Origin of the sequence: Streptomyces sp. R41, assembly GCF_041053055.1 — a bacterium.
GTDB lineage: Bacteria > Actinomycetota > Actinomycetes > Streptomycetales > Streptomycetaceae > Streptomyces.
This window is the reverse complement of sequence record NZ_CP163443.1, coordinates 10,347,423-10,372,970: the sequence shown is the minus strand read 5'-3', so window position 1 is coordinate 10,372,970 and position 25,548 is coordinate 10,347,423. Positions and strand designations below refer to the sequence as shown.

The 25,548-nt window shown below is 69.3% G+C and carries 25 protein-coding genes and 2 pseudogenes; 6 read left to right on the top strand and 21 right to left on the bottom strand.

Going from position 1 to position 25,548, the window contains the following annotated elements; all coding sequences use genetic code 11:
- Window positions 1–333: 333 nt before the first annotated feature.
- Together AB5J53_RS47310 and AB5J53_RS47305 are read right to left on the bottom strand one after the other, a co-directional pair.
- A complete protein-coding gene (locus AB5J53_RS47310) occupies window positions 334–1,239 on the bottom strand; it encodes an NmrA family NAD(P)-binding protein (protein WP_369251816.1) in 906 nt (301 codons plus the stop codon).
- A 79-nt stretch (window positions 1,240–1,318) separates the two neighbouring features.
- A complete protein-coding gene (locus tag AB5J53_RS47305; RefSeq protein ID WP_369251814.1) occupies window positions 1,319–2,365 on the bottom strand; it encodes a hypothetical protein in 1,047 nt (348 codons plus the stop codon).
- A 162-nt stretch (window positions 2,366–2,527) separates the two neighbouring features.
- On the opposite strand from AB5J53_RS47305, the gene AB5J53_RS47300 reads away from it, so the two are divergent.
- Window positions 2,528–3,106: a TetR/AcrR family transcriptional regulator gene (locus tag AB5J53_RS47300; protein WP_369251812.1), complete on the top strand. Its 579-nt coding sequence runs from the start codon at window positions 2,528–2,530 to the stop codon at window positions 3,104–3,106.
- Window positions 3,107–3,283: 177 nt separating this feature from the next.
- Here the strand turns inward: AB5J53_RS47300 and AB5J53_RS47295 are convergent, their stop codons facing one another.
- From AB5J53_RS47295 to AB5J53_RS47240, 12 genes are all read right to left on the bottom strand, one after another.
- Window positions 3,284–4,264: a phosphotransferase enzyme family protein gene (locus AB5J53_RS47295; RefSeq protein ID WP_369251810.1), complete on the bottom strand. Its 981-nt coding sequence runs from the start codon at window positions 4,262–4,264 to the stop codon at window positions 3,284–3,286.
- A gap of 294 nt (window positions 4,265–4,558) precedes the next feature.
- The gene (locus AB5J53_RS47290; protein ID WP_369251808.1) at window positions 4,559–5,971 is read right to left on the bottom strand and encodes an alpha/beta hydrolase family protein; all 1,413 of its coding nucleotides are present in this window, start codon (window positions 5,969–5,971) and stop codon (window positions 4,559–4,561) included.
- A 127-nt stretch (window positions 5,972–6,098) separates the two neighbouring features.
- The gene (locus tag AB5J53_RS47285) at window positions 6,099–6,542 is read right to left on the bottom strand and encodes an SRPBCC domain-containing protein (protein ID WP_369251806.1); all 444 of its coding nucleotides are present in this window, start codon (window positions 6,540–6,542) and stop codon (window positions 6,099–6,101) included.
- Between the two features lie 47 nt (window positions 6,543–6,589).
- Window positions 6,590–6,943 carry an ArsR/SmtB family transcription factor gene (locus AB5J53_RS47280; protein WP_369251805.1) on the bottom strand — a complete coding sequence of 118 codons (354 nt, stop codon included), beginning with the start codon at window positions 6,941–6,943 and terminating at the stop codon, window positions 6,590–6,592.
- Entirely contained in the window at window positions 6,940–7,392 is a 453-nt protein-coding gene (locus AB5J53_RS47275) for an SRPBCC family protein (protein ID WP_369252917.1), read from the bottom strand. Before AB5J53_RS47275 ends, AB5J53_RS47280 begins: the two co-directional genes overlap by 4 nt.
- 190 nt (window positions 7,393–7,582) lie before the next feature.
- On the bottom strand, window positions 7,583–8,773 hold the full coding sequence (locus AB5J53_RS47270) for an acetyl-CoA C-acyltransferase (RefSeq protein ID WP_369251803.1): 1,191 nt from the start codon (window positions 8,771–8,773) through the stop codon (window positions 7,583–7,585).
- Window positions 8,773–9,435: a CoA transferase subunit B gene (locus AB5J53_RS47265; RefSeq protein WP_369251801.1), complete on the bottom strand. Its 663-nt coding sequence runs from the start codon at window positions 9,433–9,435 to the stop codon at window positions 8,773–8,775. The genes AB5J53_RS47270 and AB5J53_RS47265 overlap by 1 nt, the downstream gene beginning before the upstream one ends.
- Window positions 9,436–9,475: 40 nt before the next feature.
- Window positions 9,476–10,234, bottom strand: a complete 759-nt coding sequence (locus AB5J53_RS47260) for a CoA transferase subunit A (RefSeq protein ID WP_369251799.1) — start codon at window positions 10,232–10,234, stop codon at window positions 9,476–9,478.
- A gap of 8 nt (window positions 10,235–10,242) precedes the next feature.
- Window positions 10,243–12,006, bottom strand: coding sequence for an FAD-dependent oxidoreductase (locus tag AB5J53_RS47255; RefSeq protein WP_369251797.1), 1,764 nt, complete (start codon window positions 12,004–12,006; stop codon window positions 10,243–10,245).
- Between the two features lie 14 nt (window positions 12,007–12,020).
- Window positions 12,021–13,961: a maleylacetate reductase and hydroxyquinol 1,2-dioxygenase domain-containing protein gene (locus AB5J53_RS47250; RefSeq protein ID WP_369251795.1), complete on the bottom strand. Its 1,941-nt coding sequence runs from the start codon at window positions 13,959–13,961 to the stop codon at window positions 12,021–12,023.
- Window positions 13,962–14,166: 205 nt separating this feature from the next.
- On the bottom strand, window positions 14,167–15,036 hold the full coding sequence (locus AB5J53_RS47245; protein ID WP_369251793.1) for a helix-turn-helix domain-containing protein: 870 nt from the start codon (window positions 15,034–15,036) through the stop codon (window positions 14,167–14,169).
- A 309-nt stretch (window positions 15,037–15,345) separates the two neighbouring features.
- On the bottom strand, window positions 15,346–15,822 hold the full coding sequence (locus AB5J53_RS47240; RefSeq protein ID WP_369252915.1) for an Rrf2 family transcriptional regulator: 477 nt from the start codon (window positions 15,820–15,822) through the stop codon (window positions 15,346–15,348).
- A 152-nt stretch (window positions 15,823–15,974) separates the two neighbouring features.
- On the opposite strand from AB5J53_RS47240, the gene AB5J53_RS47235 reads away from it, so the two are divergent.
- On the top strand, window positions 15,975–16,706 hold the full coding sequence (locus AB5J53_RS47235; RefSeq protein ID WP_369251791.1) for an SDR family oxidoreductase: 732 nt from the start codon (window positions 15,975–15,977) through the stop codon (window positions 16,704–16,706).
- A 428-nt stretch (window positions 16,707–17,134) separates the two neighbouring features.
- Here the strand turns inward: AB5J53_RS47235 and AB5J53_RS47230 are convergent, their stop codons facing one another.
- From AB5J53_RS47230 to AB5J53_RS47215, 4 genes and pseudogenes are all read right to left on the bottom strand, one after another.
- On the bottom strand, window positions 17,135–17,668 hold the full coding sequence (locus AB5J53_RS47230; protein ID WP_369251789.1) for a putative immunity protein: 534 nt from the start codon (window positions 17,666–17,668) through the stop codon (window positions 17,135–17,137).
- A gap of 43 nt (window positions 17,669–17,711) precedes the next feature.
- A pseudogene (locus AB5J53_RS47225) lies at window positions 17,712–17,906 on the bottom strand (hypothetical protein); the annotation flags it as partial.
- Between the two features lie 181 nt (window positions 17,907–18,087).
- A complete protein-coding gene (locus AB5J53_RS47220) occupies window positions 18,088–19,008 on the bottom strand; it encodes an RNA polymerase sigma-70 factor (RefSeq protein WP_369251787.1) in 921 nt (306 codons plus the stop codon).
- Window positions 19,005–19,964, bottom strand: coding sequence for an NAD-dependent epimerase/dehydratase family protein (locus AB5J53_RS47215; protein ID WP_369251785.1), 960 nt, complete (start codon window positions 19,962–19,964; stop codon window positions 19,005–19,007). The genes AB5J53_RS47220 and AB5J53_RS47215 overlap by 4 nt, the downstream gene beginning before the upstream one ends.
- 523 nt (window positions 19,965–20,487) lie before the next feature.
- Between AB5J53_RS47215 and AB5J53_RS47210 the strand changes: the two genes are divergently transcribed.
- Window positions 20,488–20,961 (top strand): carboxymuconolactone decarboxylase family protein, encoded by a 474-nt coding sequence (locus AB5J53_RS47210; RefSeq protein WP_369251783.1) that lies wholly within the window; start codon window positions 20,488–20,490, stop codon window positions 20,959–20,961.
- 13 nt (window positions 20,962–20,974) lie between these two features.
- Here AB5J53_RS47210 and AB5J53_RS47205 read toward each other — a convergent pair.
- Window positions 20,975–21,223 (bottom strand): annotated as a pseudogene (locus tag AB5J53_RS47205) (Tn3 family transposase); the annotation flags it as partial.
- 148 nt (window positions 21,224–21,371) lie between these two features.
- Between AB5J53_RS47205 and AB5J53_RS47200 the strand changes: the two are divergent.
- The gene (locus tag AB5J53_RS47200; protein ID WP_369251781.1) at window positions 21,372–22,364 is read left to right on the top strand and encodes an aldo/keto reductase; all 993 of its coding nucleotides are present in this window, start codon (window positions 21,372–21,374) and stop codon (window positions 22,362–22,364) included.
- A gap of 11 nt (window positions 22,365–22,375) precedes the next feature.
- On the opposite strand, the gene AB5J53_RS47195 is transcribed toward AB5J53_RS47200, so the two are convergent.
- Window positions 22,376–22,522, bottom strand: a complete 147-nt coding sequence (locus AB5J53_RS47195) for a hypothetical protein (protein WP_369251779.1) — start codon at window positions 22,520–22,522, stop codon at window positions 22,376–22,378.
- A gap of 206 nt (window positions 22,523–22,728) precedes the next feature.
- On the opposite strand from AB5J53_RS47195, the gene AB5J53_RS47190 reads away from it, so the two are divergent.
- Window positions 22,729–22,932, top strand: a complete 204-nt coding sequence (locus tag AB5J53_RS47190; protein WP_369251777.1) for a cold-shock protein — start codon at window positions 22,729–22,731, stop codon at window positions 22,930–22,932.
- 179 nt (window positions 22,933–23,111) lie between these two features.
- Here AB5J53_RS47190 and AB5J53_RS47185 read toward each other — a convergent pair whose 3' ends face one another.
- Window positions 23,112–23,708 carry a hypothetical protein gene (locus AB5J53_RS47185; RefSeq protein WP_369251775.1) on the bottom strand — a complete coding sequence of 199 codons (597 nt, stop codon included), beginning with the start codon at window positions 23,706–23,708 and terminating at the stop codon, window positions 23,112–23,114.
- Window positions 23,709–24,095: 387 nt separating this feature from the next.
- On the opposite strand from AB5J53_RS47185, the gene AB5J53_RS47180 reads away from it, so the two are divergent.
- Window positions 24,096–25,001, top strand: coding sequence for a serine hydrolase (locus AB5J53_RS47180; RefSeq protein ID WP_369251773.1), 906 nt, complete (start codon window positions 24,096–24,098; stop codon window positions 24,999–25,001).
- Window positions 25,002–25,548: the final 547 nt, after the last annotated feature.

Below are 25,548 nucleotides of genomic sequence, written 5' to 3'. Positions count from 1 at the left end.
TCGATGGGCACCAGCTGCCCCCGGTAGGCACGTATCGCTGCGTTCACCCCCGGGCTTGCCCGGCAGACCCGCCGAAGACTCAAACGCACGCAGCTCCGACCGGGATCCGGTCGGAGCTGCACGTCCACATGGTCGTGAAGGGCGGTCGCCTACGCGGCGAAAGGCTCCACGAGGCTTCAGCCGAACGATCGTCCTCGTGGGCAATAGGTGAGGCCCGGGGACACTGTCCCCTCCACAACCACGTCCTCCACAACCAGGACAAGGCCGGGATCATTCCCGCCGCGGCACAAGGGGCGATGCCTCTGCGGCGGGTCCGGCCCCGGCCGGAGCGGCTCAGCCCAGGTAGAGGTCCTTGCGAGCGGCCACGAACGCCTCGATGGTTTGGGCAGGTACACCCGTAACACGTTCGACGTCGTCGGATGCGCGGTCGTAGCGGTTCTCGTGGTGCAGTCGGGCCATGGTGGCGATGTGCTGTTCGGTGTGAGGCGGAAGGCCCACCTTGGCGAGCACCTCGGTCCGCCACTCGTCCAGCGGCACGTCGACATAGGTCACCGGACGCCCCAGCGCCCGTGAGAACTCCTCGGCCATCTCCGTCATGTCGACCGTGCGTGGCCCGGTCAGCTCGTAGACGTGCCCGATGTGCGGGGCAGGGTCGCGGAGCACGGTGGCGACCACCCGGGCGACGTCGCCCACGGCGACCGGCGAGGTGCGTCCGGTGCCGAACGGCAGCGCGATCGTGCCGCTCTCCCGGATCGATTGCGCCGCCACCGTGGTGAACAGCGGATTGTCCAGGAACGACGTCGGCCGGATGTGGACTACGGGCAGGCCCGACCAGTTCAGTACCTGCTCGGCCAGCCAGTGCAAGCGCTGCTGGTGGGACTCCGCGGTGCTGGTGGCGGTCATTTGCGACACCGTCATCTGTGACATGTCGACCAGGCCGTCCAACTGCCCGTACTCGCGCGCCACAGTGGCCACCACGGTCGCCGCCAGCAGGTGGTCCGGCGACACGGGCATCGCGAAGTACATCCGCGCCACGCCCTGCAGCGCGGCCGCTACCGTCTCGGGTCGGGTCAGGTCGCCGACGACGACCTCCGCACCGAGCGCACGAAACTCGGCCGCGCGCTCGTCGTCGCGACGGACCATCACGCGCACCGGCACGTCCTGCGCGCGCAGTTGGTCGAGGACCGTGCGGCCCACGCCACCGGCGCCGGTAATGAGAACAAGGTTGCGGGCAACCATCGGTCGATCTCCTTCTGACGGGATAGCTGAGCAGTTGAGTGGTGGTGTGATCACATGTGCCTTCGGCGTGTGACACGGGTCAGGCGACGGCTGTGGTGCGCCGCCGCATCAGGCGGGGGCGCAGACCGACCAGGACCCCGGCGATGACGGCCCACAGCGCGAGCGTGATCACAGGGCCTGCCGTGTGAGCGCCGTCGAAGTAGCTCAGGCCGGTGATGGCGCGGACGGCCGCGCCGGGCGGCAGCAGTGCGGAGACGGCTCGGGCCGCGGCGGGCAGCAGATCGGCGCCGATGGTGGCACCGCTGGTGGCGTTGCCGGCGGTGAGGAGCACCAGGGTGGCAACTGGGAGCCCGACCGGGCCGAGATAGGTGCCGAGCAGTTTGGTGGTGAAGGCGGCCGCAGCTGCCAGCAGGGTGAGCGTCAAGACCAGCGGAACGACCGGGGCCGGGACCGCTCCCAGAACCGGGCCTGCGATGATCGCGGCGACCGTGCCGATGGCCATGGAGGCGCCGGCCAGCAGCCAGAACCGGTGGCGCAGGCGCAGGAGACCGGCCAGGCCGAGAGCGTTCGAGCCGAGGACGAAACCGGCCAGGGTCACGCCGAAGGCCATGTAGAAGCCGGCCAGTCCCCGGGCGTCGTAGTGGGTCAGGGGCACGACGTCCTCGATGGTGACGTGCTCGCCCGCACCGGTTGCGTAGGCGCCGACGAGGTTCTTCACGGCCGATGTGGTGGACGCGCCGACTGCCCCGGCGATCTCCAGGCGCAGCCGGCCCGGGCCGTCGGTGCTGAGCGCGGCGACGACGTCGTGGCGCTCCAGTGCGTGGTGCGCGTCCTCGGCGCCGGCGGCCCGGTGGACATCGACACTGTCGCCGAGGGCCTGGCCTATCCGGCCCGACAGGTCCGGTGCGGTGACAGCGATGGGGATCTGATGGGGCTGAGGGTCGCGCTGCAGGCCCACGTAGCAGCCGATGAAGGCCGCCGCGACGATCAGGGCGATCACTGTCGGTTGGAGCCAGGCCCTCACCGGCGGCCGACGGCGGGCGGCCTGGTTCGGCTGGAGGGAGAGCTCGACCGCTGCTGAGGGTGCCTGTTCACGCTCGGGAGCGGATCCGACGGGGGTTTCCATGACGGGGGCTTTCTGGTGGAAGGGACGTGCGGCGCGGGAAGGGGACGGGCGATGGTCGGCGAGGTGGCCGAGTCGCGGTTGCGACGCCCGCTCAATAGATTATTAAAGTAATTTATTCCAGAGCTATGATAGATGCCAGCCCTCATCCATCAAGGAGGTGCCATGGGCCGCGTGTCGCAGGCGCAGGCGCGGGAGAACCGCAAGCGGGTCGTGGAGGCGGCCTCTCGCCTCTTTCGCGAGCAGGGCACGAGCGTGAGCGTCGCGGATCTGATGAAGGCGGCAGGCCTGACCCACGGCGGCTTCTACAAGCAGTTCGACTCCAAGGAAGCCCTGATCGACGAGGCGGTCAGGCATGCATTCGACGAACTGGCCCAGTGGCGCACGGCCACCCTGGAGGAGAACGAGGGGCGGCGCGAAGAGGCACAGCAGACCATGATCGACGCGTACTTGTCCCCCCGCCACCGCGACAACGCGTCCACAGGCTGCCCCGCCGCGGCGCTCGCCGCTGACATGGCCCGCGACAGAGGTGATCACGACGCCCACCGCGCCTACTCCGAAGGCGTACGGGACTTCGCCGCCTGGCTCGCCACCGACGACCAGGACGGCATCACGCGGCTGTGCACCATGCTCGGTGCCGTCGTACTGGCCCGCGCCGTCCAAGACTCGCCGCTGTCGGACGAGATCCTCACCGCCGCACGCGCGGCACTCTCCCCAGCCCGCAGTTCTCCGCCTGCAGCGTGATCACGCATCGGACCGCTACGCCACGTACAGGCAGATCAGGGGCACCGGCTGCGTCGGCACGCCCTGGGTCGTGTCCGCAAAGTCGGTCGCTCTGTGGTGGGTCCTCGCCAAGTGGATCTCAGCCGTGGGTGGTTGAGGTCTTCGGAGTGATCTGCGACGACCTCGATGACCGACCGGTCACCACTCGGTCTCAAGGGCCTTGATCAATCGGGAGGCCGCGGCCAGGTCCGGCGCGTTCCGCAAGGAGGCGACGACTTGGCCGCTCGCGAACTCCCGCTGCGCGGCGGTCACCGTCGGATCGATCGCGCACTCGGCTTGCACGTAAAGATAGTTCAGGGCCGTGGCGAAAAGCATTGAGAACGAATCCAGACTTTTGATGGCCGCACGACCTCCTGCATCCACATACGCGCGCGTCAATCGCCGAGCGGAATCCGCGTTGAACTGGTTTCCGCCCGACCATACATAAACGGCTCTTGCGAGCTCGCGTTCCGCCGAGGTGGATCCCGCGTTGTCCCAGTCGAGGAGAACAGGACCGGCCGGACCGACCAGAACATTCTGGGGCTGCAGATCGAGATGTGACGTCACCAAATCACCGGAGTCCGACGCGGTCACATGGTGCCTCAGCTCTGCCGCCGAGGTGGAGACGAATCGGCCCAGAGCGTCCGACCACGGCAGGCCGGCCCGGCGGATCTGCTGGTGCAGCTCTGTCCAGTCGGCATCCTGGTGGCACTCCTCGTACCAGGAGTTCGGTGTCGCGGTCGCGCCGGCTCCGGCCATGTGGAGGAGTGCCAGGGTCCGGCCGAACCAGCTCAGGATTTCCGGATCGGAGGCGTCTGCCTCACTGCCGCTGACCCAGTCGTACAGCTTTACATAGGAGCCGCCCAACGAGGGAGGGAGTTGTGAGACGTGTTCGCCCTCGCGATTCGGGATGAATCGCGGCGACACGATCCCCAGCTTCTCCGTGGCGTTGCGGAGTGCGGCTTCCCGGCGGACCTGCTGCTTGTCGCAGCCGAAGAGAAGTTCCTTCACCGCCCATGAGGAGCCGTTTCCGGTTAACTGCCAGATCTGGCCCAGTGCGCCGCGGGTGACGGGCGTCATCCTCCACGGCCCGGTGCCGAGGGCGTAGATGTCCGCTATGAAGTCGGCTGTGTCATGCATGCAGGTGCCTCTCCAAGTACTGATGGCCGCCACCGACTTTAGGGGTCCTTGCGGATTTCGTTGCGGCACGGTGGGGTGAGACGGATGCCACCGCGGCAGCCCTGGTCATCCGAATCCGCACGTGATCGCCCGGACAGGTCCTGGCAGTGTGTAATCAGCGAGGGCACACGGTGATCGTCCTCACGAATGTGTGCCTGATCCCTCAACACGTCTCGTTTGTTGATGAGTTCGGATGGCCGCGGGCTCAGCCGGTAGTAGCGGACGTGCGAGGCGCTCGGGCGGTCGCCGCAGAAGTCAGCTGCCTGACAGCTTTCCCTGCAGCCAGTCGAAGACGACCGCGCAGTGCTGCTGCGGGGCCATCGGGGAGCAGTGCAGCTGCGCGCCGGTGGCCTTGGTGAGCTTCACGTAGTCCTTGGGAGCCGTGAGCTTGTCGAACATCTGGCGCGGCTGACCGGGATAGAACTGCTCGTCGTCGTAGTCGAGGACCAGCGTCGGCATCTTGATGCGGCTCACGACGTTCGTGATGTCCAGAGACTCGATGAGTTTGGCGGGGGTGTAGAAGTCGGTGAACATCTTGCCCTCGCGGGCGTCGAGCATCGCCGGCACGGAGAAGGGCTCGATGCGCTTCTTCATCGTCGCGGCCGCGGACGGAGGCAGCTCGGGCACGACCTTCTTGTTCCAGATGTTGTTGGTCTCCTCCTTGTCCGGGGTGAGGATCTCCCGGATCTCCGGAGGAAAGCCCAGCCACGACGACAGCGTGCCGGGCATCGCCACCAGAGCGGCGATCCTGTTCTCGAAGGCCGCGGCCCGGGGGGCCAGGTTCCCGCCCATGCTCAGCCCGGTCAGGGCGATCTTGCCCATGTCCACGTCCGGGCGGGCGGCCAACCAGTCGAGGAGCGGCGTGACCACGGTCTCCCATCGCGGCGTGAAGACGACCTGGTCCACGAAGAGCAACTGCCCCTGGCCGGGCCCGTCGTACACGAGCGCGTTCCAGCCGCGCTCCAGAGCGGCCGAGACGCCATAGGTCCACATGTCGACGTTCTGTCCATCGCTGCCGTTGGTGAGGATCACGGTGGGGCGCCGCTCGTCGGAGTCGTTCGGCCGGAAGAACCACACAGGCAGCGGGGTCTTCCCGTACGGGACCTTCACCGTCACCGGTGCCGGGTCGCACAGCTCACAGAACTTGTCCCAGGCGCCGCGCCCGGCCTTGTACAGCTGTTCCTCGCTGCCGGGGTCGTCGGAGCCGAGGACGAAGAACAGCGCCTGGCCGTAGTACTGGGCGGCGCGCAGCACACGGAAGCGTGTGGTCTGCGCCTCGGGCTTGCTGCCCTGGGGCGCCTCCATCAACTGATCGCCGAGCTTCTTGAAGGTCTCGGTATACGTCTGCGCGGACAGGCCGGCCTTGTTGATCGCGTTCACGGTGGTGAGCACCTCACCCACCTCACCGGCGCCGTAGCCGGACGCGCCGAGTGCTAGGAGCCCGCTGAAGTTGAAGGCGGGGTCCTTGAAGAGGGTCATCACCCCGGGCGTGGGATCGCCCGCCGGGGCGGAGGGCGAGGCCGTGCGGCTGGGAGTGGGCGCCGCCGCGGTCGACGCGCCCGACGGGGTGCAGCCAGCGGCCAGCGCGGCCCCGGCCCCACCGACGAGTCCGGCAAGCGCGGCGCGGCGGGTGGGGCCGGATGCACGGTCACTCGATTCGTAGGTCACGTCGGCCGAACGTACGAGCCGCGCCTCCCGCCCCCTCTCCGCGACAACCCGCCGTTCCCCCGAACGGCGCTTCAGACGGCCCCTGGGTGCCTCGACGGGGCGATTCGCTTCCGAATGGAGCGGAGCGTCAGTTCCAGTTGTCGATCTTGACGTCGTGGGGATCCGGAGCGCCTTTCCCGGTTTCGATCAGCGACTTCAGGCTCATCAGAAAGACCGCCCACTTGGTGCTGCAGTGGTGCATGAATTCCACCGGCTCCTTCCAGCCTTCGTGCTTGAAGAGAACGATGGTGTAGTCGTCGACCTGATCGAGGTCCCAGTCCACGTGGGTGCCGATCCATTCTTCGGGTCCGTCGACCACCTCCCACAGCACGCGCTTGCCCGGGTGAAGCTCGAGGACCTTCATGTCGAACCCGCCGGCCCCGAACCGGAATTGGAGCACGCCGCCGAGGTCGTTGCCTTCGCCTTGCGTGTTGGTCGTCCACCAGCCGGCAAGCCCCTCGGCGGTGGTCAAGGCCGCGTAGACCTCGGCCAGCGACGATTTGATTCCGACCCTGTGCAGGATGTCCACCATTTTCGAGTCTTCCTTCCCGTGTTGGTTCTCCTATGACCTTCATGAATTCACTGCTGTGGGCCGCGCTCGTCTTTGCTGCGCTGAATCGCCTCGGCGATCCGCTTGATGCGCCGGAGCCTGGCGTCCCACGCCGCCCCCACCGAGGACAACTGAGCGACCGCGCGCGCTAGTTGCGCCTCGTCCACGCGGTATCTCCGCTCTCGCCCGGCAGGCGTGGCGTGCACCAAGCCGACGCGGTCGAGCACGCCGAGATGTTTCGCGACGGCCTGCCGTGTCACGGGCAGCTGCTCACTGAGGCTGGTGGCGGTGCCATCGCCGTCCGCCAGGAGCAGGTCGAGCATCCGCCGACGGGTCGGGTCCCCGACCGCGGACCACAGGTCGTCGTCGACGGCGGCTGTCATGGGGTTGACACCAGTCGCGCGAGGTACGCCCCGAGTCGGGGGACAAAGGTGTCCCAACCGACGCCGTGTTCGCGGTACTGCTCCGCCACCTTGGCGGCCTCCCAGCCCATCTCCCGGAATCCGGTCTCGGTGAGCCGAATCGTGGTGCCCGTGCCCGACGGGGTGAGCTCGAAGGTGACCAGCAGAGAATTGGCGGATTCGTCGACCTTGCCATCGGGATAGCACCAGCGGAACGAGAACAATCGAGGCGGCTCGGCGTTCACCACGGTGATCGGGACGACTTCTGCCCTGTCGCCCCAGACAAGCTCACCGACAGCGCCAGGAGTCGCTTCGATGTCGGCGTCGTCGGTCCACCATTCGGAGATGTGCTCAGGGCGGCTGACCACCTCGAAGACCACCTCGGGCGAGGCGTCGACGTGGATCTCGCGTTCGATGCTGCCGTACTCCATAGTCTTCACTCTTCCTCCATGCGCAACGTTTGGTTGCACATCACGCTAGCGCGCAGTCCGCTGTTGCGCAACCATCAGTTGCACATTGCCGGACAGAGGGACTGTTCGAGGCCCCGCCCCGACCGCTGGTCCTGGGTGACGCGTCCCCCACCTTGCTCCAGGGCGGTGTTCCACACCGCCCTGGGCTTCGTCAGCGTTCGAGGACCAGTGCCAGGGCCTGGCCCACACCGATGCACAGGGCCGCCAGGCCCGTCCCCGAGCCCGCCGAGGCAAGCTGGTGGGCCACAGCCGCGGTGATCCGCGCGCCCGACGCGCCCAGCGGATGGCCGATCGCGATCGCGCCGCCGCGCGGGTTGACGACGGCGGGGTCGAGTTCGGGCAGGGCGGCGAGGCAGCTCAGCGCCTGCGCCGCGTATGCCTCGTTCAGCTCCACCGTGTGCAGGTCGGCCGCGTCCACCCCCGCCTTCGCCAGTACCTTGCGGATCGCGTCCACCGGGCCGAGACCGAAGTACTGCGGCTCGATGCCGGTCACCGCCGCCGCCCGCACCCGCGCCAGCGGCTCGCGGCCGATCGCCGCGAGGCCCGCCTCGTCGGCGAGCAACAGCGCGGCAGCGCCGTCGTTGAGCGGTGACGCGTTGCCCGCGGTCACGGTGCCGTCCTGGACGAAGGCCGGCTTGAGCCTCGCAAGAGCGTCCAGAGAGGTGTTGTCGCGGATGCCTTCGTCGCGCGGCAGCTCGACGCCCTCGACGGGGACGGTCTCGGCGTCGTACAGGCCATCCCGCCAGGCGCGGGCGGCGTTGCGGTGACTCGCGAGCGCGAATGCGTCCTGGGCCTCGCGGGTGATGCCGTGCTTGGCTCCGACCAGTTCGGCGCTCTCGCCCAGCGGGATCGTCCACTCCTGGGGCATCCGCGGGTTGACCATCCGCCAGCCGAGTGTCGTCGAGTACAGCTGCTGGTCCTTGGCGGGGTAGGCACGGTCCGGCTTCGGCAGTACCCAGGGCGCGCGGCTCATGGACTCGACGCCGCCCGCGATCGCGATGGACGCGTCGCCGAGCGCGATGGCGCGGGCCGCCTGGATGACGGCCTCCATACCGGAGCCGCAGAGCCGGTTGACCGTGGCGCCGGGCACGCTGACGGGAAGTCCCGCCAGTAGCACGGCCATTCTGGCCACGTCGCGGTTCTCCTCGCCGGCGCCGTTGGTGTTGCCGAGCAGTACGTCGTCGATGCGCGCCGGGTCCAGATCCGGGCTGCGGTCAAGGAGGCTGCGCAGGACTCCGGCCGCGAGGTCGTCGGGACGTACGCCGGACAGGGCGCCGCCGTAACGGCCGAAGGGGGTGCGGACGGCGTCGACGATGTAGACGTCACGGGGTCGCTCGATCATCAAGGGCTCCTTCGCGTACTCGTCTGGGAGGGGAGGTCGACGGCGGCGACGGGGGTGAGCGCGAGGACCTCGGCCGCACTCACGCCGGGTGCCGTCTCGACCAGCGTGAGTCCGTCGGCGGTGACATCGAGGACGCACAGATCCGTGATGATCCGGTCCACGCACGCGCGGCCCGTGAGCGGCAGAGTGCACTCCTCGACGATCTTCGGGCTGCCGTCCTTGGCCGTGTGGTCCATCACGACCACGACCCGGCGCGCTCCGTGGACGAGGTCCATCGCGCCGCCCATACCCTTGATCATCTTGCCGGGGATCGCCCAGTTGGCCAGGTCGCCGCGGACCGAGACCTGCATCGCGCCGAGGACCGCGGTGTCTATGTGGCCGCCGCGGATCATGCCGAAGGAGAGCGAGGAGTCGAAGAACGACGCGCCCGGCCTGACCGTCACGGTTTCCTTGCCGGCGTTGATCAGATCGGCGTCGACCTCGTCCGGCGCCGGGTAGGGGCCGACGCCGAGCAGCCCGTTCTCCGAGTGCAGTACGACATCCACGCCCGGCGGCAGGAAGTCGGCGACCAGCGTGGGCAGTCCGATGCCGAGGTTCACGTAGTCGCCGTCGCGCAGCTCACGCGCGGCCCGCGCCGCCATCTCGTCCCTGCTCCAGCTCATGACGTACACGCCGCCTTCTGCTCTGTGGCCCTGTTCGGGTTCATCGCTGTCGCACCGTCCTGCGCTCGACGGGCTTGTCCGCCGCCTGCTCGGACGTGAGCGCCACGACGCGTTGCACGAATACGCCCGGCAGGTGGACCTCGTCGGGATCCAGCACTCCCGGTTCGACCAGCTCCTCCACCTCGGCCACCGTGATCCGTCCGGCCATCGCGGCGAGCGGATTGAAGTTCTGTGCCGCGCGGTTGAAGACGAGGTTGCCGTGCCGGTCCCCGCGCGCGGCCCGGACCAGGGCGTAATCGGTGGTGATGCCACGCTCCAGCACATACGGCGTGCCGTCGAAGTCCCGCACCTCCTTGGGCGGCGACGCCACCGCCACGCTGCCGTCGGCGGCGTACCGCCAGGGCAGCCCGCCCTCCGCGACCTGCGTCCCCACACCGGCCGGGGTGAAGAAGGCGGGGATGCCGCTGCCGCCTGCGCGCAGCCGCTCGGCGAGGGTGCCCTGCGGGGTCAGCTCGACCTCGAGTTCGCCGGCGAGGTACTGGCGGGCGAACTCCTTGTTGTTGCCCACGTACGAGCCGGTGACCCGGGCGATGCGGCCCGCGGCCAGCAGGATGCCGAGGCCGCGGCCGTCCACGCCACAGTTGTTGGAGACAACGCTCAGCCCGCAGACCCCGGTGGCGTACAGGGCGTTGATCAGGGTGTCCGGGACGCCGCTGAGCCCGAATCCGCCGACGGCGAACGACTGTCCGTCCGTCACGCCCGCCAGGGCCTCCTCGGCCGTGGCCACCTGCTTGTCCATCGCTTCCCCTATCGCTGCAGCACGTGCCGCAGGGCGGCCAGCAGTTCGTCCTGCGCCGACGCCGCGGTCTCGGGGGCCACGGTCCGGCGCCAGGCGACATGACCGTCCGGGCGGACAAGGAGCACACCGTCCTCGGCGATGTCGCAGACGCGGCTCCATTCGCCGTACGCGTCACGGGTGTCGTCGGCTCCGATGCGCACCAGCCGCAGCGGGACGCCGAGTTCGTCCCGGCAGACCTTCGCGGCCTTGTCCCACAGGACGCCCGACAGACCGGTCACCAGGGTGAAGCTGCCCTTGCCGACGACGTCGAGTGTGGAGATCCGCTGTCCCTGTGCGTCGACGAGCCAGGCGTGCGGAACTTTGGCGCCGGGCCGTGTCGTCGGCTGGTGGATCAGCTCGGGATCGTTCTCCCAGGTCTCGGCCGGGGCGTCGTCGGCGAGGACCGCGCCCGACGCGTAACGCTGGTTCATCTCGACGCCGTGCGCGTTGAACTCGTAGTTCTTGAGCTGGATGGCCTCTTGGAGCAGGCTGCGCCGCTTGGCGCCTTCGGTGGTCTTCGCGCGCGTGGCCGCGAGCCCCTCGGCGATGGCTTCCTCGTCGAGGCCGTCGCCGACACCGAGCGCCGCGAAGATGGGGCCGAACTGGTCGCGGCTGAGGTTGGCCCGCTCCACGATCTGCCGCCCGACCGGGGCCCGTTCGGCCGTGTAGCTGTCGAGCAGCGCGGCACCCGCCTCGCCCCGGATCACCATGGCCAGCTTCCAGGCGAGGTTGTACGCGTCCTGGACGGAGGTGTTGGAGCCGAGTCCGTTGGACGGCGGATGACGGTGCACGGCGTCGCCCGCGCAGAAGACCCGGCCCGACGAATACGCCGTGGCGTAGCTGTGGTTGACGGTCCACAGTGAGGTCGACGTGATCTCGACGGGCAGCTCGGGGTCGCCGATGAGGTCGCGCACGATCTGCCGCGCGGATTCCTCGTCCACGTCGGGCGGCGGCTGCTCGATGTCGTATCCCCACACCAGGAGCCACTCGTTCCACGGCCGCACCATCCGGACGAGGCCCATGCCGATGCCGCCGGTCTCGGCGCCGGGCTGCAGTACCCAGTACAGGACGCTCGGCCGGTGGGCGCAGTAGCGGGACAGGTCGGCCTTGAAGACGACGTTCATGGAGCCGGCCTTGCCCATGCGCCCGTCGATGGGGAGCCCGATCTGCTCGGCGACCGTGCTGCGCCCGCCGTCCGCACCGATCAAGTAGCGTGCTCGTACGGTGAATTCGTCCCCGCGGACCCGGTCGCGCAGCAACGCGGTGACGCCGTCTTCGTCCTGCGTGAGGCTCAGGAACTCGGTGTCGAAGCGGACCTTGGCGCCGCGGGCCGCAGCGTTGTTGACGAGGATCGGTTCCAGATATGTCTGCGGCAGGTCGATCATCTGGCACGGGCTCTTCGAGGCGTACTCGGTGGCCGAGCCGGGCCCCGTGCCCCAGCTGCGGATCCGGCCGATCTCCTCGCCGGTGAGCGAGGTGCACAGGACCGTGTCGCCCATGAGGTGCGACGGGCTGCCGGCGGCGAGGGCCTCTGCCTCGACGCCGAGGTCGCGCAGGACCTCCATGGTGCGCTGGTTGGTGATGTGCGCACGCGGCGTGTTGGCGAGCCAGCCGTACTTCGTCACCAGCAGGGTGCGTATCCCGTACGTGGCGAGCAGCAGGGCCGCGGAGCCGCCGGCGGGGCCGCTGCCGACAACGAGGACGTCGGTGTCGTAGGTGTCTGTACGTGTCATGAGGCGCTCCTCGGTCAGTCGGCCTGGGGGGCGATGCGGAAGGTGTAGTCGAGGCGGCGCCAGTCGCCGTCGACGCGGCGGCCGTCCGGGGTGGGGCCGCTGTGGGGCGCGAAGTCGACGACGAGTTCGTCCTTGACCCCGAAGACGGTGTCGCTGTCCAGGTAGGCGCCGCCTGCGACGAACAGCTGGGTGACGAGCCTGCGGTGCCCGGGCGCGTCGATCATGAAGTGGAGGTGGGGTGCCCGGTAGGGGTGGCGGCCGACCGCGGCGAGCATCCCGCCGACCGTCCCGTCGTCGGGGATGGGGTACTCGGAGGGCAGGATCGACCAGAAGGTGAGCCGTCCCTCGGTGTCGGTGCGCAGCCGGGCGCGGAGCACCGGCCCGTCCAGATCGGGGAGTTGGACGTCGTAGAAGCCGTCCTCGTTGGACTGCCACACGTCGACGACGGCGTCCTTGACGGGCGCGTCGTCCGTGTCCGTGATGCGCACGTCCACCCAGAGCGGGGTGCCGGGCAGCCCCGCGGCGATGTCGCTGCCGTGCGCGGTCTCGGGCGGTCCGTCGACGTAGAAGGGGCCAAGGACGGCGGACGGAGTGGTGGTGGGCGTACGCGAGTTGGTCAGCAGGTCCACGGCGCTGGAGACGCCGAGGGTGTCCGAGAGCAGGACGAACTCCTGCCGGGTCGGGCTGCACAGCTGCCCGGTGCGGGTCAGGAAGTCGATCGCGTACTGCCATTCGGACTCGGTGACGTCGTTGGCGGCGACGAAGGTGTGCAGATGGCGGACGAGGTCGGACAGGAGCTCCCGTACGCGGGGATCGGGGGTCTGGGCGAAGCCGGCAACGACCTGTTCGGTCAGGCGCGCCAACTTGGGGTCGGCGGAGGGAAGTTGATGTGCCGTGGGGGCCGGTCGGCGTCCGTGCCAGGCGTCGGCCAGCAGGCCCGCGATGCCCTCGGAGGTCAGCTCGCGCGGGTTGGGGTACGGCGTCGCCACCGCCAGCTGGGTCGCGTGCGCGAGGCCGGATTCCGGCATGCCGAGATCGCGCAGCGAGGTGGGCCCGCCCAGGGAGGCGACCAGGTCGTACACGCCGCCGGGGGCGTCGGGCGCGCCGAGGGTCTCGGCGATACGGCGCATGGCGTCCGGAGCCGCGGGCGCGTTGTAGGCCATGGCGTGCGGCAGGACGACGGTGTGCGTCTCGGCGTGCGGCAGGTCGAAGCTGCCGCCGAGCGTGTGGCACAGCTTGTGGTGCAGGCCCATGCCGACCGTGGCCAGACACGTGCCGGCGAGCCAGGCCGCGTGCAGCAGATCGGCGCGCGCGTCCACGTCGCCCGGATCGGCGGCGAGTCGGGGCAGCGCGCGGGCGATACGGGAGATCGCGTCGAGGGCCTGCTGGTCGGTGACCGGGTTGGCGTCGGCGGAGTACAGCGCCTCGACGGCGTGCGCGAGTGCGTTGATACCGCTCGTGACCGACATGGCCAGGGGAAGGGTTCGGGTGAAGTCGACGTCGTAGACGACGGTCTCCGGCAGGATCGCCGGGGAGGACTGGGTGACCTTCTGCCCGTCGCGGGTCTCGCCGAGCACGGGAGTCACCTCGGAGCCGGCGTACGTGGTCGGCAGGACCACCTGGGGGAGGTCGGTGCGCAGCGCGAGGGCCTTCGACAGACCCGTCGTCGAGCCGCCACCGACCGCCACGAGACAGTCGGCGTCCGCGTCCCGCAGGACGTCGAGCGCCCGCTCGGTCACCTCCACCGGCGTGTGCATCACCGCGCCGTCGAACTCGGCGGCCACCAGGTCGCCGAGCGCCTCGCGGACACGAGCGGAGGCCTGTGCCAGGAGCGGGCTGGACAGGAGCAGCACCCGGGAGCGGCCGAGCCGCTCGACCTCGTCGCGCAGCCGTCCGACGGTGCCGGCCCCGAAGACCACCCGGGACGGCCGGGAGGTGTGGACGAAAGTCCGCATCGCGTTCCGCCTTCGCATGTCGGTGATGCATGTCAGCCGTGTTGTCCGGGCTGCTTGGCCACCGAGTATGGAAGTTACGTACGCGTGAACGCCTGCACGTTCGGCTCGCTTTGCTGCACAAAACGCGCGAGCGGAGAGCGCGAGCGCCCATGCCTCACCGCGGCACAGGAGTCACCGCACGAGCAGCCGCCCAGCGGCGGGCGCGTCAGCCCGCGCGCCGCAGGGCCGCCGGGGTCGTGCCCAGGCGGTTGCGCATCACGCGCGTGAGATGTTCCTGATGAGAGAAACCGCACTCGGCCGCGATCTCGGCGATGGGAGAGGTCTGGGTGCGCAGCAGCCGGCAGGCCTGCTCCAGGCGCAGCCCGAGCAGGAACTGGTGCGGCGACTGACCGGTACTCGCCCGGAACTGCCGTGTGAACTGGCTGACGCTCAGCGCGGCCGCCGCGGCAAGGTCCGCGATCGGCAGCGGTTCGGCCAGACGCTGTGCCATGAGGTCGCGTACGGCGTTCAGCTGCCGGGTGCACAGCCCGCCTCCCGTCGGCTCCGGCTCGAGTGCCCCGGCGCGGTGCCGCCGGGCGAGCTGCGCGGCGAGCATCCCGGTCAGGTGGTCGGTGTACGTGCGCGCGGACGGCTCCCACTGCCGCACCGCGCCCTCCAGCGCCAGTACGAGCTGCTCGACGAGCGGATCCGTGGCGCCGAGTTCCTCGGAGAGCTCGACGGACCGGCCGTCGTTGGCCTCGCGCAGCGCCTCGTCCGTGAGGTACGCGTGGATCGTGTCGAGCCGATCGCCGAGCTCGACGTCCAGGGTGCGGCCGGCCGGCTGCAGGAAGATCCCACCGGCGGGCACCGCCCGCGACCGTACGCCGCTGCCCTTTCCTCGGCGTACGGTGACGGGCCCGCTGAGGTGCAGGATCAACAGATGCGTGGGGGCCGGGCCGAACTCCGCGCGGTAAGGCTGCTCCTCCTGCGCCGAGAGGTACAGCTGCTCCCAGCCGAGGCCGGAACTGCTTCTGCGCGGCCTCACTCCCGGCTGCCGCAGGATGCCACCCGTGTCCGTCAGGCCGAGCTCCGCCATGGTGCGACCTCCTTGTGCACCAACCTACATAATTGAATATTGAACCACATATGCTGGGCTCCGTCACGTGCCGCGAGCAGATCGCCGCCCAAAGCGGCCTCGGCAGCAGCACCAAGCTCCGCGCCCGGTTCCGTGACGTCGTGGGCACCGCTCCCACCGCCTACTGCCGTGCCTGCCGCCGGCCCGCCGCAGCCTGGCCGCAACTCTCAGCGGACTGCGCGCAAGGGAACCGCACGCATTACCCGAGGCATGTCGTGTGTCGCGGCCGTCCGCACGGCGGGGGGCGGGTGTCGCGTGTCCGGGCTCGCGTTACGCGTCGGCTGCGCTCAGCCAGGCGCCGATGCCGGCCAGCGCCCCGTTCCCGTAGTCGGATTCGACGTCGGCGGCCAGGTCGGCGATGGTGACAGCCCGCAGGGCTTCCCTCCGCGCAGACTCTGCCGCGGCCATGGCCCGGGTGATGGCGCAGGGCGCGGTGCACGACTCGGGCGGGGCCGCCAGCGGGCCGCGCTGGCGGATCTCCGTGCACACGAACGCCTCGCCGGGCCCGTCCACCGCCTCGACGACGTCAAGCACCGTGATCTGCGAGGGGGATCGGGTGAGGACGTAGCCGCCCGACTTTCCCTGTACTGATCGCACTAGTCCGGCCCGCGAGAGGGCCTGGAGCTGCTTCGCGAGGTATGTGGGCGAAACGTCGTGCAACTCCGCCAGCCGCGCGGCGGGCACAGGTTCTTGCACAGATGTCAGCACGACACAGCAGTGCAGTGCCCACTCCACACCGCCAGACATCTTCACGTCGTCATCGTAACAACGCCTCTTGACTCGGACACATGATGTCCGAGTATTGTCTCGGATGAAAGATGTCCGAGTTTGAGTCCGGGGTGCCACCTGGATTCATAAGGTGCATATCGGACACTAAGAGTCGAGGGTAAGGGCAAGCCATGAAGATCGCAGTTGTCGGGGGAACCGGACTGATCGGGTCACAGGTCGTGGAGAACCTGAAAGCAGCCGGACACGAGGCCGTACCGCACTCCCTGTCCACGGGCGTCGACATCATCACAGGCCAGGGCCTGGAGGATGCCGTGGCCGGTGCCGACGTCGTCGTCAACTTGACCAACTCCCCGACGTTCGACGACGCCTCGCCCGATTTCTTCCGCACGTCCATGACCAACCTTCTGGCCGCGAGCGAGAAGGGCGGCGTCGGCCACTTCGTCGTGCTCTCCATCGTCGGCGTGGACCAGGTGCCCCAACTGGACTACTACCAAGCCAAGGCGCTCCAGGAGGACATCCTCGCCGGCGGCCCGATCCCGTACTCCATCGTCCGCGCCACGCAGTTCATGGAGTTCATGGACGCGGTCCTGTCATGGACGGCCGACGGCGAGACGGTCCGCCTGCCGCGCACGCCCATCCAGCCGATCGCCGCCGCCGACGTCGCCGCCACCGTGGCCGGGGTCGCCGCAGGCACCCCACTGAACGGCATCCTCAACATCGCAGGCCCTGACGTCTACACCCTCGACCAACTCGGCCGGATCACCCTCACCGCCAAGGGCGACGGGCGCTCGGTCGTCATCGATGACACCGCCGGCATGTTCGCGGCCGTCCAGGGTGACGTCCTGATTGCCCACGGCGACGCCCGCATCGCCCCGACCCACTACGCCGATTGGCTCGCCTGAGTCCCGCCCTCGCGCGCCCGTTGCAGCGCCATCTTTCCGTGGCCGAGTGACCCGCGCCGTGCCCCGGCGGCCCCGGTCCGGCGATCGCGTAGCCCCGGAAGCCTTGAGCGCCGCTGAACAGGTGAGCACCTTTTGGCTCTCCTCCCTGCACGATCCCCATGCCCGCAGCGATCACGCTCATCCCACGGGGAGACCGGCCCAGACATGACGTGAACTCCGGCCCCGCCGCGTGAGCGGCGGGGCCGGAGAGGTTGTTCTCCAAGAGTCATCCGGTCGAACCGCCCCTCTCCACTGACCGCTTCGACCGCGCACCCGCCCCCGCCGCATCCTCAACGGCGCCACCGCAGCCGAGCTCTACTGGCTCAACGTCCGGCCCGGGACGGTCACGGAAGGGAATCCATCTGCGGGCCTCTGGTATCTGATCGCCCTCAGGCGCGGAGAGCGGCGTCGAGATCGCGGATGAGCTCTCCCACGCGCCCGCCTCCGGGAGGCGCGGCGGGCAGACGGCCGAGCACCGCGGTGACCGCAGTTGGTGCGTGATGACGCGCCCATTCAAGGGTCCCCGCAGTGACACGCTGGTCTTCTCCGGATGCCAACTCTTCTGCTCGTGCCGCATGAGCTGCCGCACCGAGAATGTGTTTCACCTGATGAGCGCTTGCCTTGGGATGAAGGTACGCAGCGGCGGCCGCATGGCTCGCCGCTTGTGCCGCGTCGACCGCAGCGGGTGAGGCGGCTTCTCGTGCCGCTCTGTATGCCGCCCACGCGCTCTGCCGCAGAGCGCCCGTGCGCCGGCCGCCCCCAGCGAAAGCGTGTGCTGCGTCGATGGCGTCGCGAGGGCGCGTGTCAGCAGGAAGATTCTGTTCGAAGATCGACAGCGCCCTGCGCGCACAATCAGCCGCGTAGCCCGCGATCTCACGAAGTTCGTGTTCGCTCAGCTCAATCTTGTCCGACTCGGTTGGCACGGCTCAATCTTGCCGCAGGTCGCCCATCGGCGCGGAGACGCTCTCACGCATCTCCGCTCACCGTCCCCCACCGCCCGCGAGCCGGTCCCTCACCGTGCATCCAGCGGGCAGCAGCTGACAGTCGACGACGCGGGACATGCGCATGCGCGTAACACCCACCGACGCGGTCGGAGGACTGCTGTTCAACATCCTCGGCATCGTGGCGGACGGTGTGCAGGCCGATCGGGTTGGGGCGGTCGGGTGAGCGGGGGGCGAAGACGCCGGTGGGAGCTCGTAGCCTGCTGTCTCGACCGCGGCGTGCAGGTCCGCGATGTCGAGATCCCTATCGCCGGTGCCCGAGACCCTGCCGCTGCGGTGGGCTTCCCCCGCCCGCCTGCGCTCCCGGCACCACAGGTCTGGAGCGCAGGCGCACCTTCCGGTCAGTCCGTGGACCGGCGAGCCTGGTTCGCTTCGCGTTTGAGCGCCCAGGCGTCCGCCACCGGCCCCATGTGGCCGAGCTTGTCGGGGTTGCTCACCGTGCGGATCGTCTGGATCTGCCCGTCGAGGATGTCGAGCGTCCAGGTGTTGATGACCTTGCCGTCCCGGTCGCGGAAGACCGCGCCCGGCTGGCCGTTGACCTCGTGCAGCTCCACGACTACGCCGATCCGGGCGAGCAGCGGGAACGTCGCGGCGAGCACCCGGGCCACCTTCTCGTGGCCGAAGATGGGCTTGGCCAACTGAGGTGCCTTGCCGCCGCCGTCGCCGACCATGTGCACATCGACGGCGAGGAGCTCTCGCAGCCCGTCGACGTCCCCTTCCCTGAAAGCGCCGAAGAATCGCTCGGCGAGTTCCTCGCGTTCCTTGCGGTCGGCCTCGAATCGGGGCCGGCCCGCGTCCATGTGGCGGCGCGCCCGCACGGCGAGCTGCCTGCAGGCCGCCTCCGAGCGCCCCACCGCCGAGGCGATCTCCGGGAAGTCGAAGGCGAACACCTCCCGCAGCACGAACACCGCCCGCTCCAGCGGCGAGAGCCGCTCCAGCAGCAGCGCCGCCATCGACAGCGAGTCGGCCAGCTCTGCCGACCGCGCCGGGTCCTGGTAGGGGTCGGTCAGCACCGGCTCGGGGAACCACGGCCCGACGTATTCCTCCCGCCGCACGCGCGCCGAACGCAGGACGTCTATCGAGATCCGGGTGACCACCGCCGACAGGAAGGCCTTGGTCGACGCGGGCTGTGTCGGGGAGGCCTCGTAGCGCAGCCAGCTCTCCTGGACCGCGTCCTCGGCCTCGCTCACACTGCCCAGTATCCGGTAGGCGATCGAGAACAGCAGCGGCCGCAGCTGTTCGAACTCTTCGGCCCGGGTCACGCCAGCTCCTCCTTGAAGCCCTGCCGCCACGACGGGTAGCGCAGCTCCCAGCCGAGCTCCCGCTTGGCCTTGGCGTTGGAGAAGCCCCGCCCCTCCGTCATCATCGCCACCACCACCTCCCCGGCCAACAGCCGGGCCAGCCACTTGGGGATGCGCATCGGCGGCTTCGCTCCCGCGCACTCGGCCAGACAGGGCAGCCACTCACTGGCCGGGGCCGGTTCGTCGTCGACGATGTTGAACACGCCCTTCGCCTTCTGCTCCACGGCCAGCACGGTGGCGCTCGCCGCGTCGTCGAGGTGCACCCACGAGCTGTGGCCTGCACCGCTCCCGACGAGCGGGAACTGCCGCTTGCGCAGCAGCGCCACGTAATCGTCGGTAGCGCCCGGCCCGTAGAACCCGCCATAGCGCAGGGCCGCGCCACCGGCCTTGACGACCACCTCATCGACGTGCCGCATCGCCTCGATCCCCGGCTGTGCCACCGTCCCCGTCATCGGGTCCAGCTCGTCCTCCTCGGTCTTTACCCAGCCGCCCTCACGGATGCCGTTCCAGCTGGCGTAGCTCTGCGCGACGAAGTTGGATACGCCGGTCGCCTCGGCGGCGGCCAGCAGGTGGTCCGTTCCCTCGGTACGCAGCCGGTTGGTGGCGGCGAACCAGCGGTCCATGTGCTTGATGTCGGGCTTGCCCGCGTGCGCCATGGAAATCGCGGTCATCTGGTGCACGATCGCATCCGGCCGCGCCTGAGCCACCGCCTCACCGACCGACACCCCGTCCAGCCCATCCATCACCACCCCCTCCGCGCCCAGCTGTTCCAGCAGGCCCAGCTTGGCCGCGCTCGTCGTCGTGGCCGTCACCTGATGCCCCCTGGCCACGAGCTGCGGCACGAGCCGCTGCCCCAGGACCCCAGTCCCACCTGCCACGAACACCCGCATGATCATCACCCGTCCTGATTCCCCCATCAACTCACCTCCGAGACGAGACAGCCCCGCCGTCTGTGACATCGGAGGGCAAGAAAGGTGGGGAGAAAGTCGTTGGTGCCGCCTGGGCAAAGCCTGAGACGAGGATGAGCTCGCCACCCGCCGACCCAAATCCTGGCCACTGGGGGAGCGCTCAGCGGGGCTCAGGAGAAATCACGGGGTCAGCTCGCTGTCGACGTGGCTGCGCCAGCCAGTCGGCCAGTCGGCGGAGTATCGGGCTCGCAGGTCTCGTACGTCGGCAACTCACGGCGCGGCGTGCCGGGCTCGGCTCGTGCCATGGCCGGTGTTCCCTATGTTGTGTGTCCGTCGGACGGGGACGGGCGGCGGCCGCCGGGGCGCGAGGGCCGGGCGCACGGAGGCGGCGGAGCGAGGTCGACGGAACGTCGTCGTGGGTCCGCGCCACGGTGCGCCACGGGAGAGGCGCGTCACATTCGTCCATGTCACAGCTCGCGGAGCTGTCTCGTCACAGGGGGTGCAACCAACAACGACGACACAGGAGTGCACCATGGAAGCACGCTTGAACCCCCTCGGCATCCCGGCCGCAGCCAAGTCCCTGAAGCACATCATCTCGGCCAGCAAGGTGCTCGCGGACTCGACACTGCCGTTCGCGACGCAGGAACTGGTGAAACTCCGCGCCAGTCAGATCAATGGCTGCGGTGGCTGCGTCGACATGCACACCAAGGAGCTCGCGCACGCCGGGGAGACCTCGACGCGCATCAACCTCGTCGCGGCCTGGCGGGAGACCACGATGTTCACCGACGCCGAGCGCGCCGCCCTGGAGCTGGCGGAGCAGGGCACCCGCATCGCGGATGCGGCCGGTGGCGTCAGCGACGAGGCCTGGGCGAATGCTGCCAAGCACTATGACGAAGATCAGCTCGCCACCCTCGTGTGCGCCATCGCCCTCATCAACGCCTTCAACCGCCTGAACGTCATCATCCAGCAGCCCGCCGGCGACTACCAGGTCGGCCGGCTCGGTTAACCAGGAGTAGCCGTACGACCCGAAGGCCGCCGTGGGTCTCCCGGCACAGGTCCGGGCTGGCCAGGCGGTCGCACGCGAAGACGGTGCGGACGGCGCGGCCGAGTTCCTCGAGCGCCCGGCAGTTGGAGTGCCTGGGGCCGCCGCGGGGGAAGCGGTGCAGGACCTGTTCGGCCTCCGCGGTGCCCAGGCGCAGCGCGGTGGCGTACTCGACCATCTGGTCGTACTGCTGAGCGATCACGTCCCAGCGGATCGCGCGGGTCAGCGAGCCGCCGAGGGCCGGTCAGGCAGGTCGTCGGTCCGGTACAGACTGGACGACCATGGCACCATCGGCGGCCCATCACAGCATGTGTGCAAGGCCCCGGCCCCAAAGTCCCGGCGCCCGGACTCGCCCTCCCTCTAGAGTCGTGATCATGGAGATCAGGATGCTGGGGCGTACGGGTAGGCAGGTGGGGATCATCGGGCTCGGGGCCTGGCAGCTCGGCGCGGGCTGGGGGCAGGTGGACGAGGCCGACGCCCTCGGCACGCTGCACGCGGCGCTCGAGTCGGGCGTGGACTTCATCGACACCGCCGACGAGTACGGGGACGGACGAAGCGAACAGATCATCGGCAAACTCCTGCGGTCGCACGCGCGGACGGGCACGAGGAAACCGACCGTGGCGACGAAGATGGGCCGGCGGATGGCGCAGGAGCCGGAGAACTACAACGCCGCCAACTTCCGCGCGTGGACCGACCGCTCGCGGCGCAACCTCGGGGTCGAGCGGCTCGACCTGGTGCAACTGCACTGCCCGCCGGGCCCGGTGTACGCGAGCGACGAGGTGTTCGACGCCCTCGACGCGCTGGTCGAGGACGGGACCATCGCGGCGTACGGAGCCAGCGTCCGCACCTGCGAGCAGGCGCTGGCCGCCATCCGCCGCCCGAACCTTGCCACGATCCAGATCGTCCTGAACGCCTTCCGCGCCAAGCCGCTGGAGAAGGTGCTGCCGGCCGCGGCGGGGGCAGGGGTCGGCGTCATCGCGCGCGTGCCGTTGGCCAGCGGGCTGCTCTCGGGGCGGTACACGGCCGCGACAGTCTTCGGCGCGGACGACCACCGCAACTACAACCGGCGCGGCGAGGTCTTCGACGTCGGCGAGACCTTCTCGGGCGTGGATTACGCGACCGGGCTCGAGGCGGTGGAGCGGCTGCGTCCGCTGGTGCCCGAGGGTGTGACGCTGGCTCAGTTTGCGCTGCGCTGGATCGTCGACCAGGAGGCGGTGAGCGTCGTGATACCGGGCGCGCGCAACGCCCATCAGGCGCACGCGAACGCCGCCGCGGCCGCGCTGGCGCCGCTGGATCAGGACACGCACAAGGCCGTCCAAGACGTCTACGACGAACTGATCCGTCCGCAGATCCACAACCAGTGGTGATCCACGAAGCCTCACAGTTCGGGCTTCTCCCGCTCACTGTTGGTAGAGGCGATCATCAGCCCGTGACGGGCAACCCCGCGGTGCAGCTCCTTGAGGATGCCGGCAGCGATGTCCAGACCCGTGCCGAGCTCGTCGCCGACGAGGAGAGCAGGTCCCAAGACGCATCCGGTTTCGCTGCGCCGCGTAGCCAGGCGACCGCGGATCGGATAACTTCCTTGCTAGCAGTCGTGGTTCCGAAGTCTCAGCGCCCGCGGACGCCCCGCGGGCGTCGTGCTGTGCAGCAGTACCCGAGGACCAGGGCGATCACCTCAACCCAGGGGTACTGACAAGCCAGTACCCCCCGACCCTGGACAAGGGGACAAACATGGCCACCGGCACCGTGAAGTGGTTCAACGCCGAAAAGGGATTCGGATTCCTCTCCCAGGACGGCGGCGGCCCGGACGTCTTCGTCCACTACTCCGCCATCAACGCCGCCGGGTTCCGATCCCTCGAGGAGAACCAGCAGGTCAACTTCGACATCACGCAGGGCCCGAAGGGCCCGCAGGCGGAGAACGTCACGCCGGTCTGACCGACCGTCTCGGCGCCCCGCACCAGACGGTGCGGGGCGCCTTGCCGTAGCCGAGCTCTCGGGGCTGTCCGACGGGCGAGGCGTCAGGCGCCCCATCGGGCAGATCGTCATCACATGACCGAACCGTGCCGGGTCGAAAGAAAGCGGTGGTACGTGTGGTCACGACGATCTCCCCGCGCTCACACAACGGCGTGTTTGATGCCCTGCTTCGCGGTGTACTGATCGGGATAGCGTTCCGTGAACCGGACGGCCAGGACCAGAAGAGCCACGGGAACGATCCAGTTCAGCCAGTCCGACATGCCTGTGGTGTGTACGGCGATCAGGCCGAGCACAGCAGTGGCCGCGAACACGGCGGACCAGACCGCGGTGAGAACGAAGTTGATGTGCCGGAACGTTGGCGAATCCCAGTACTCACGCGGCGTCGACTCGCGGGCGTACTGAGTCGTGAACGGCACGAACGCGAGGGAGACGAGCGAGACGAGGGCGATGACACCGTTCGCGAGCGTCTGCGCGTAGGTCTCGAGCCACATGAGGTCGTGCCGGTCGAGGGCGAGCGCGAGCAGACTGAGGACCGCGAAGAAGACGATCCCGGTCACCTCGAGGATCTTGAAGCTGCCCCGTCGCATGTCGCCCAGACTCAGCACGATGGAGGCCAGCAGGGCCGCCAGGGCCGCGTACTCCCACGTACTGGGGCTCGCCACGACGTCGAAGATGATCCAGGGGGCGAACGCGAAGAAGAGGTTGCCCGTTCGCTTGGCCGATCCGGTGCCTGCCACTGGGCACCTCCCGTCGTGCCTGGGCTGATGGACACGCTGCCCCCCTCCACGTTCCATCGTGACTTCCGCCACAGGCCATCGCATCTGATGCGCCGAGCGGGGACGTGCCAGATGCACACGAAAAGCCTGACGTGGCTGACGCCGGTGAAGTACGTCCGGCACCTGAGACGTGCGCGACTGCTACTGGTGACGCCTCAGCCGTCGGGTTCCGGGTCAAAGATCGCGGCGGCGGGCCACTGTGGAGTCGCCCCCGCCCGGACCTGTGGTTCTCGCCACATTTCATACCCAATGGGCCTTGCCGTGGCAGCGGTCACGTCGCGGGGCGGGCGTTTTGTGTACGTTCGCAGTTCTGTACGCCTCCCCCATGAACTGCCGAGGCTCCTCACCATGCCGCACCGACTGTCCCCCTTGCCGCACCCGCAGAGCGCGGGGAGGCGCAGGCCGCAAGGCAGGCGCGCCGCGGTCCGCGCCGGCGTTCTCGCGGCCTCGCTGGCAACGCTCTTCTCGGCCGCATCGCTCGACCCGGCGGCCGCGGCACCGGCGTCGGTGCGGCCCGACGCCGCCACGACTGACTTCGCCCCACTCGTGCAGCCCCAGCGGAAGGCGCGGGTGACGGCTGCGGTGTTCGACCTGGACGGCACGGGCCGCGAGCCCGCCGTGTACGGCGACGACACTCCCTATGACACCGCGAGCATCGTCAAGGTCGACATCCTTGCCGCGGCACTGCTCCAGGCGCAGGACGCCGGACACGACCTGACCACGCTGGAGCGGGCCCAGGCGGAGGCGATGATCGAGCGCAGCGACAACACGGCGGCGAACGCGCTGTGGCGGCGAATCGGCTTGGCGCCGGGCCTGGAAGCGGCGAACAAGCGGCTGGGGCTGACCTCGACCAAGGGCGGCCCCGGCGCCAAGTGGGGGCTGACGCGGACGACGGCGAGCGACCAGATACGGCTGCTACGGGCGGTGTTCGACACCGGACCGGTCTCACACGCGGGTTCCACGGCGCTCAACGAAGCGTCCCGAACGTACATCCGCACGCTGATGACGCGCATCGTCGGCGAGCAGGCGTGGGGCGTCTCCGCTGCCGCCGGTTCCGGATGGGCATTGAAGAACGGCTGGCTGCAGCGCAATACAACCGGACTGTGGGACGTCAACAGCGTCGGACAGGTCACGGCGAGCGGGCGTCACTACCTCGTCGCCGTCCTCTCGGACGGCAACACGTCGATGAAGGACGGCATCGCACTGGTGGAACGTGAGGCCCGTGCGGCTGTCACCTCGGCGACCGCCCGCTGACGGCACATCCGTCGACGCGCCTTCTCCACCCCGACTTGTGGGTCGGCTTGGAACCGGACGAGCCCGAGGAGGGCCTGCCTCGGTGCCCCTCTTCGTCAAGTCCCGACGTGTATGAGAGCGCCCGCTTCTCCCCGCCGACCGCGCCGCGCCTGGCGCTCATCTTCGCCACGACCGCTCAGGGACAGGGACTCCCCCGTCCACCGGCGACGCTGACCCGGTTGCCCCTCAGCGCGCTGAGCAAAAATCTGTCCGACGAGTCACGTCGCCTGAGCCTGCTGGACGTGGAGGACTGGGGCATACAGGCATGGCAGGGCGCAGATGGTACGGCGGTGACGGCCGGACTCCGCCACTGGAGACGGCACTTGAGGCAGCGCGAGCCGAGGCGGGCACTCGCGGCGAGTCACAGGTCCTGCCCTGGTCGGGTGGGTCCCGGCCGAAGAGGGCCGCACCACGGAAGTACTCGCCCACCTGGGGGCCGCCGCCGTACTCACCGCCCGGGCCGGCAACCGGCGTGCGAGGCAACCGCGTTGGTCAAGGTCCATTCCGC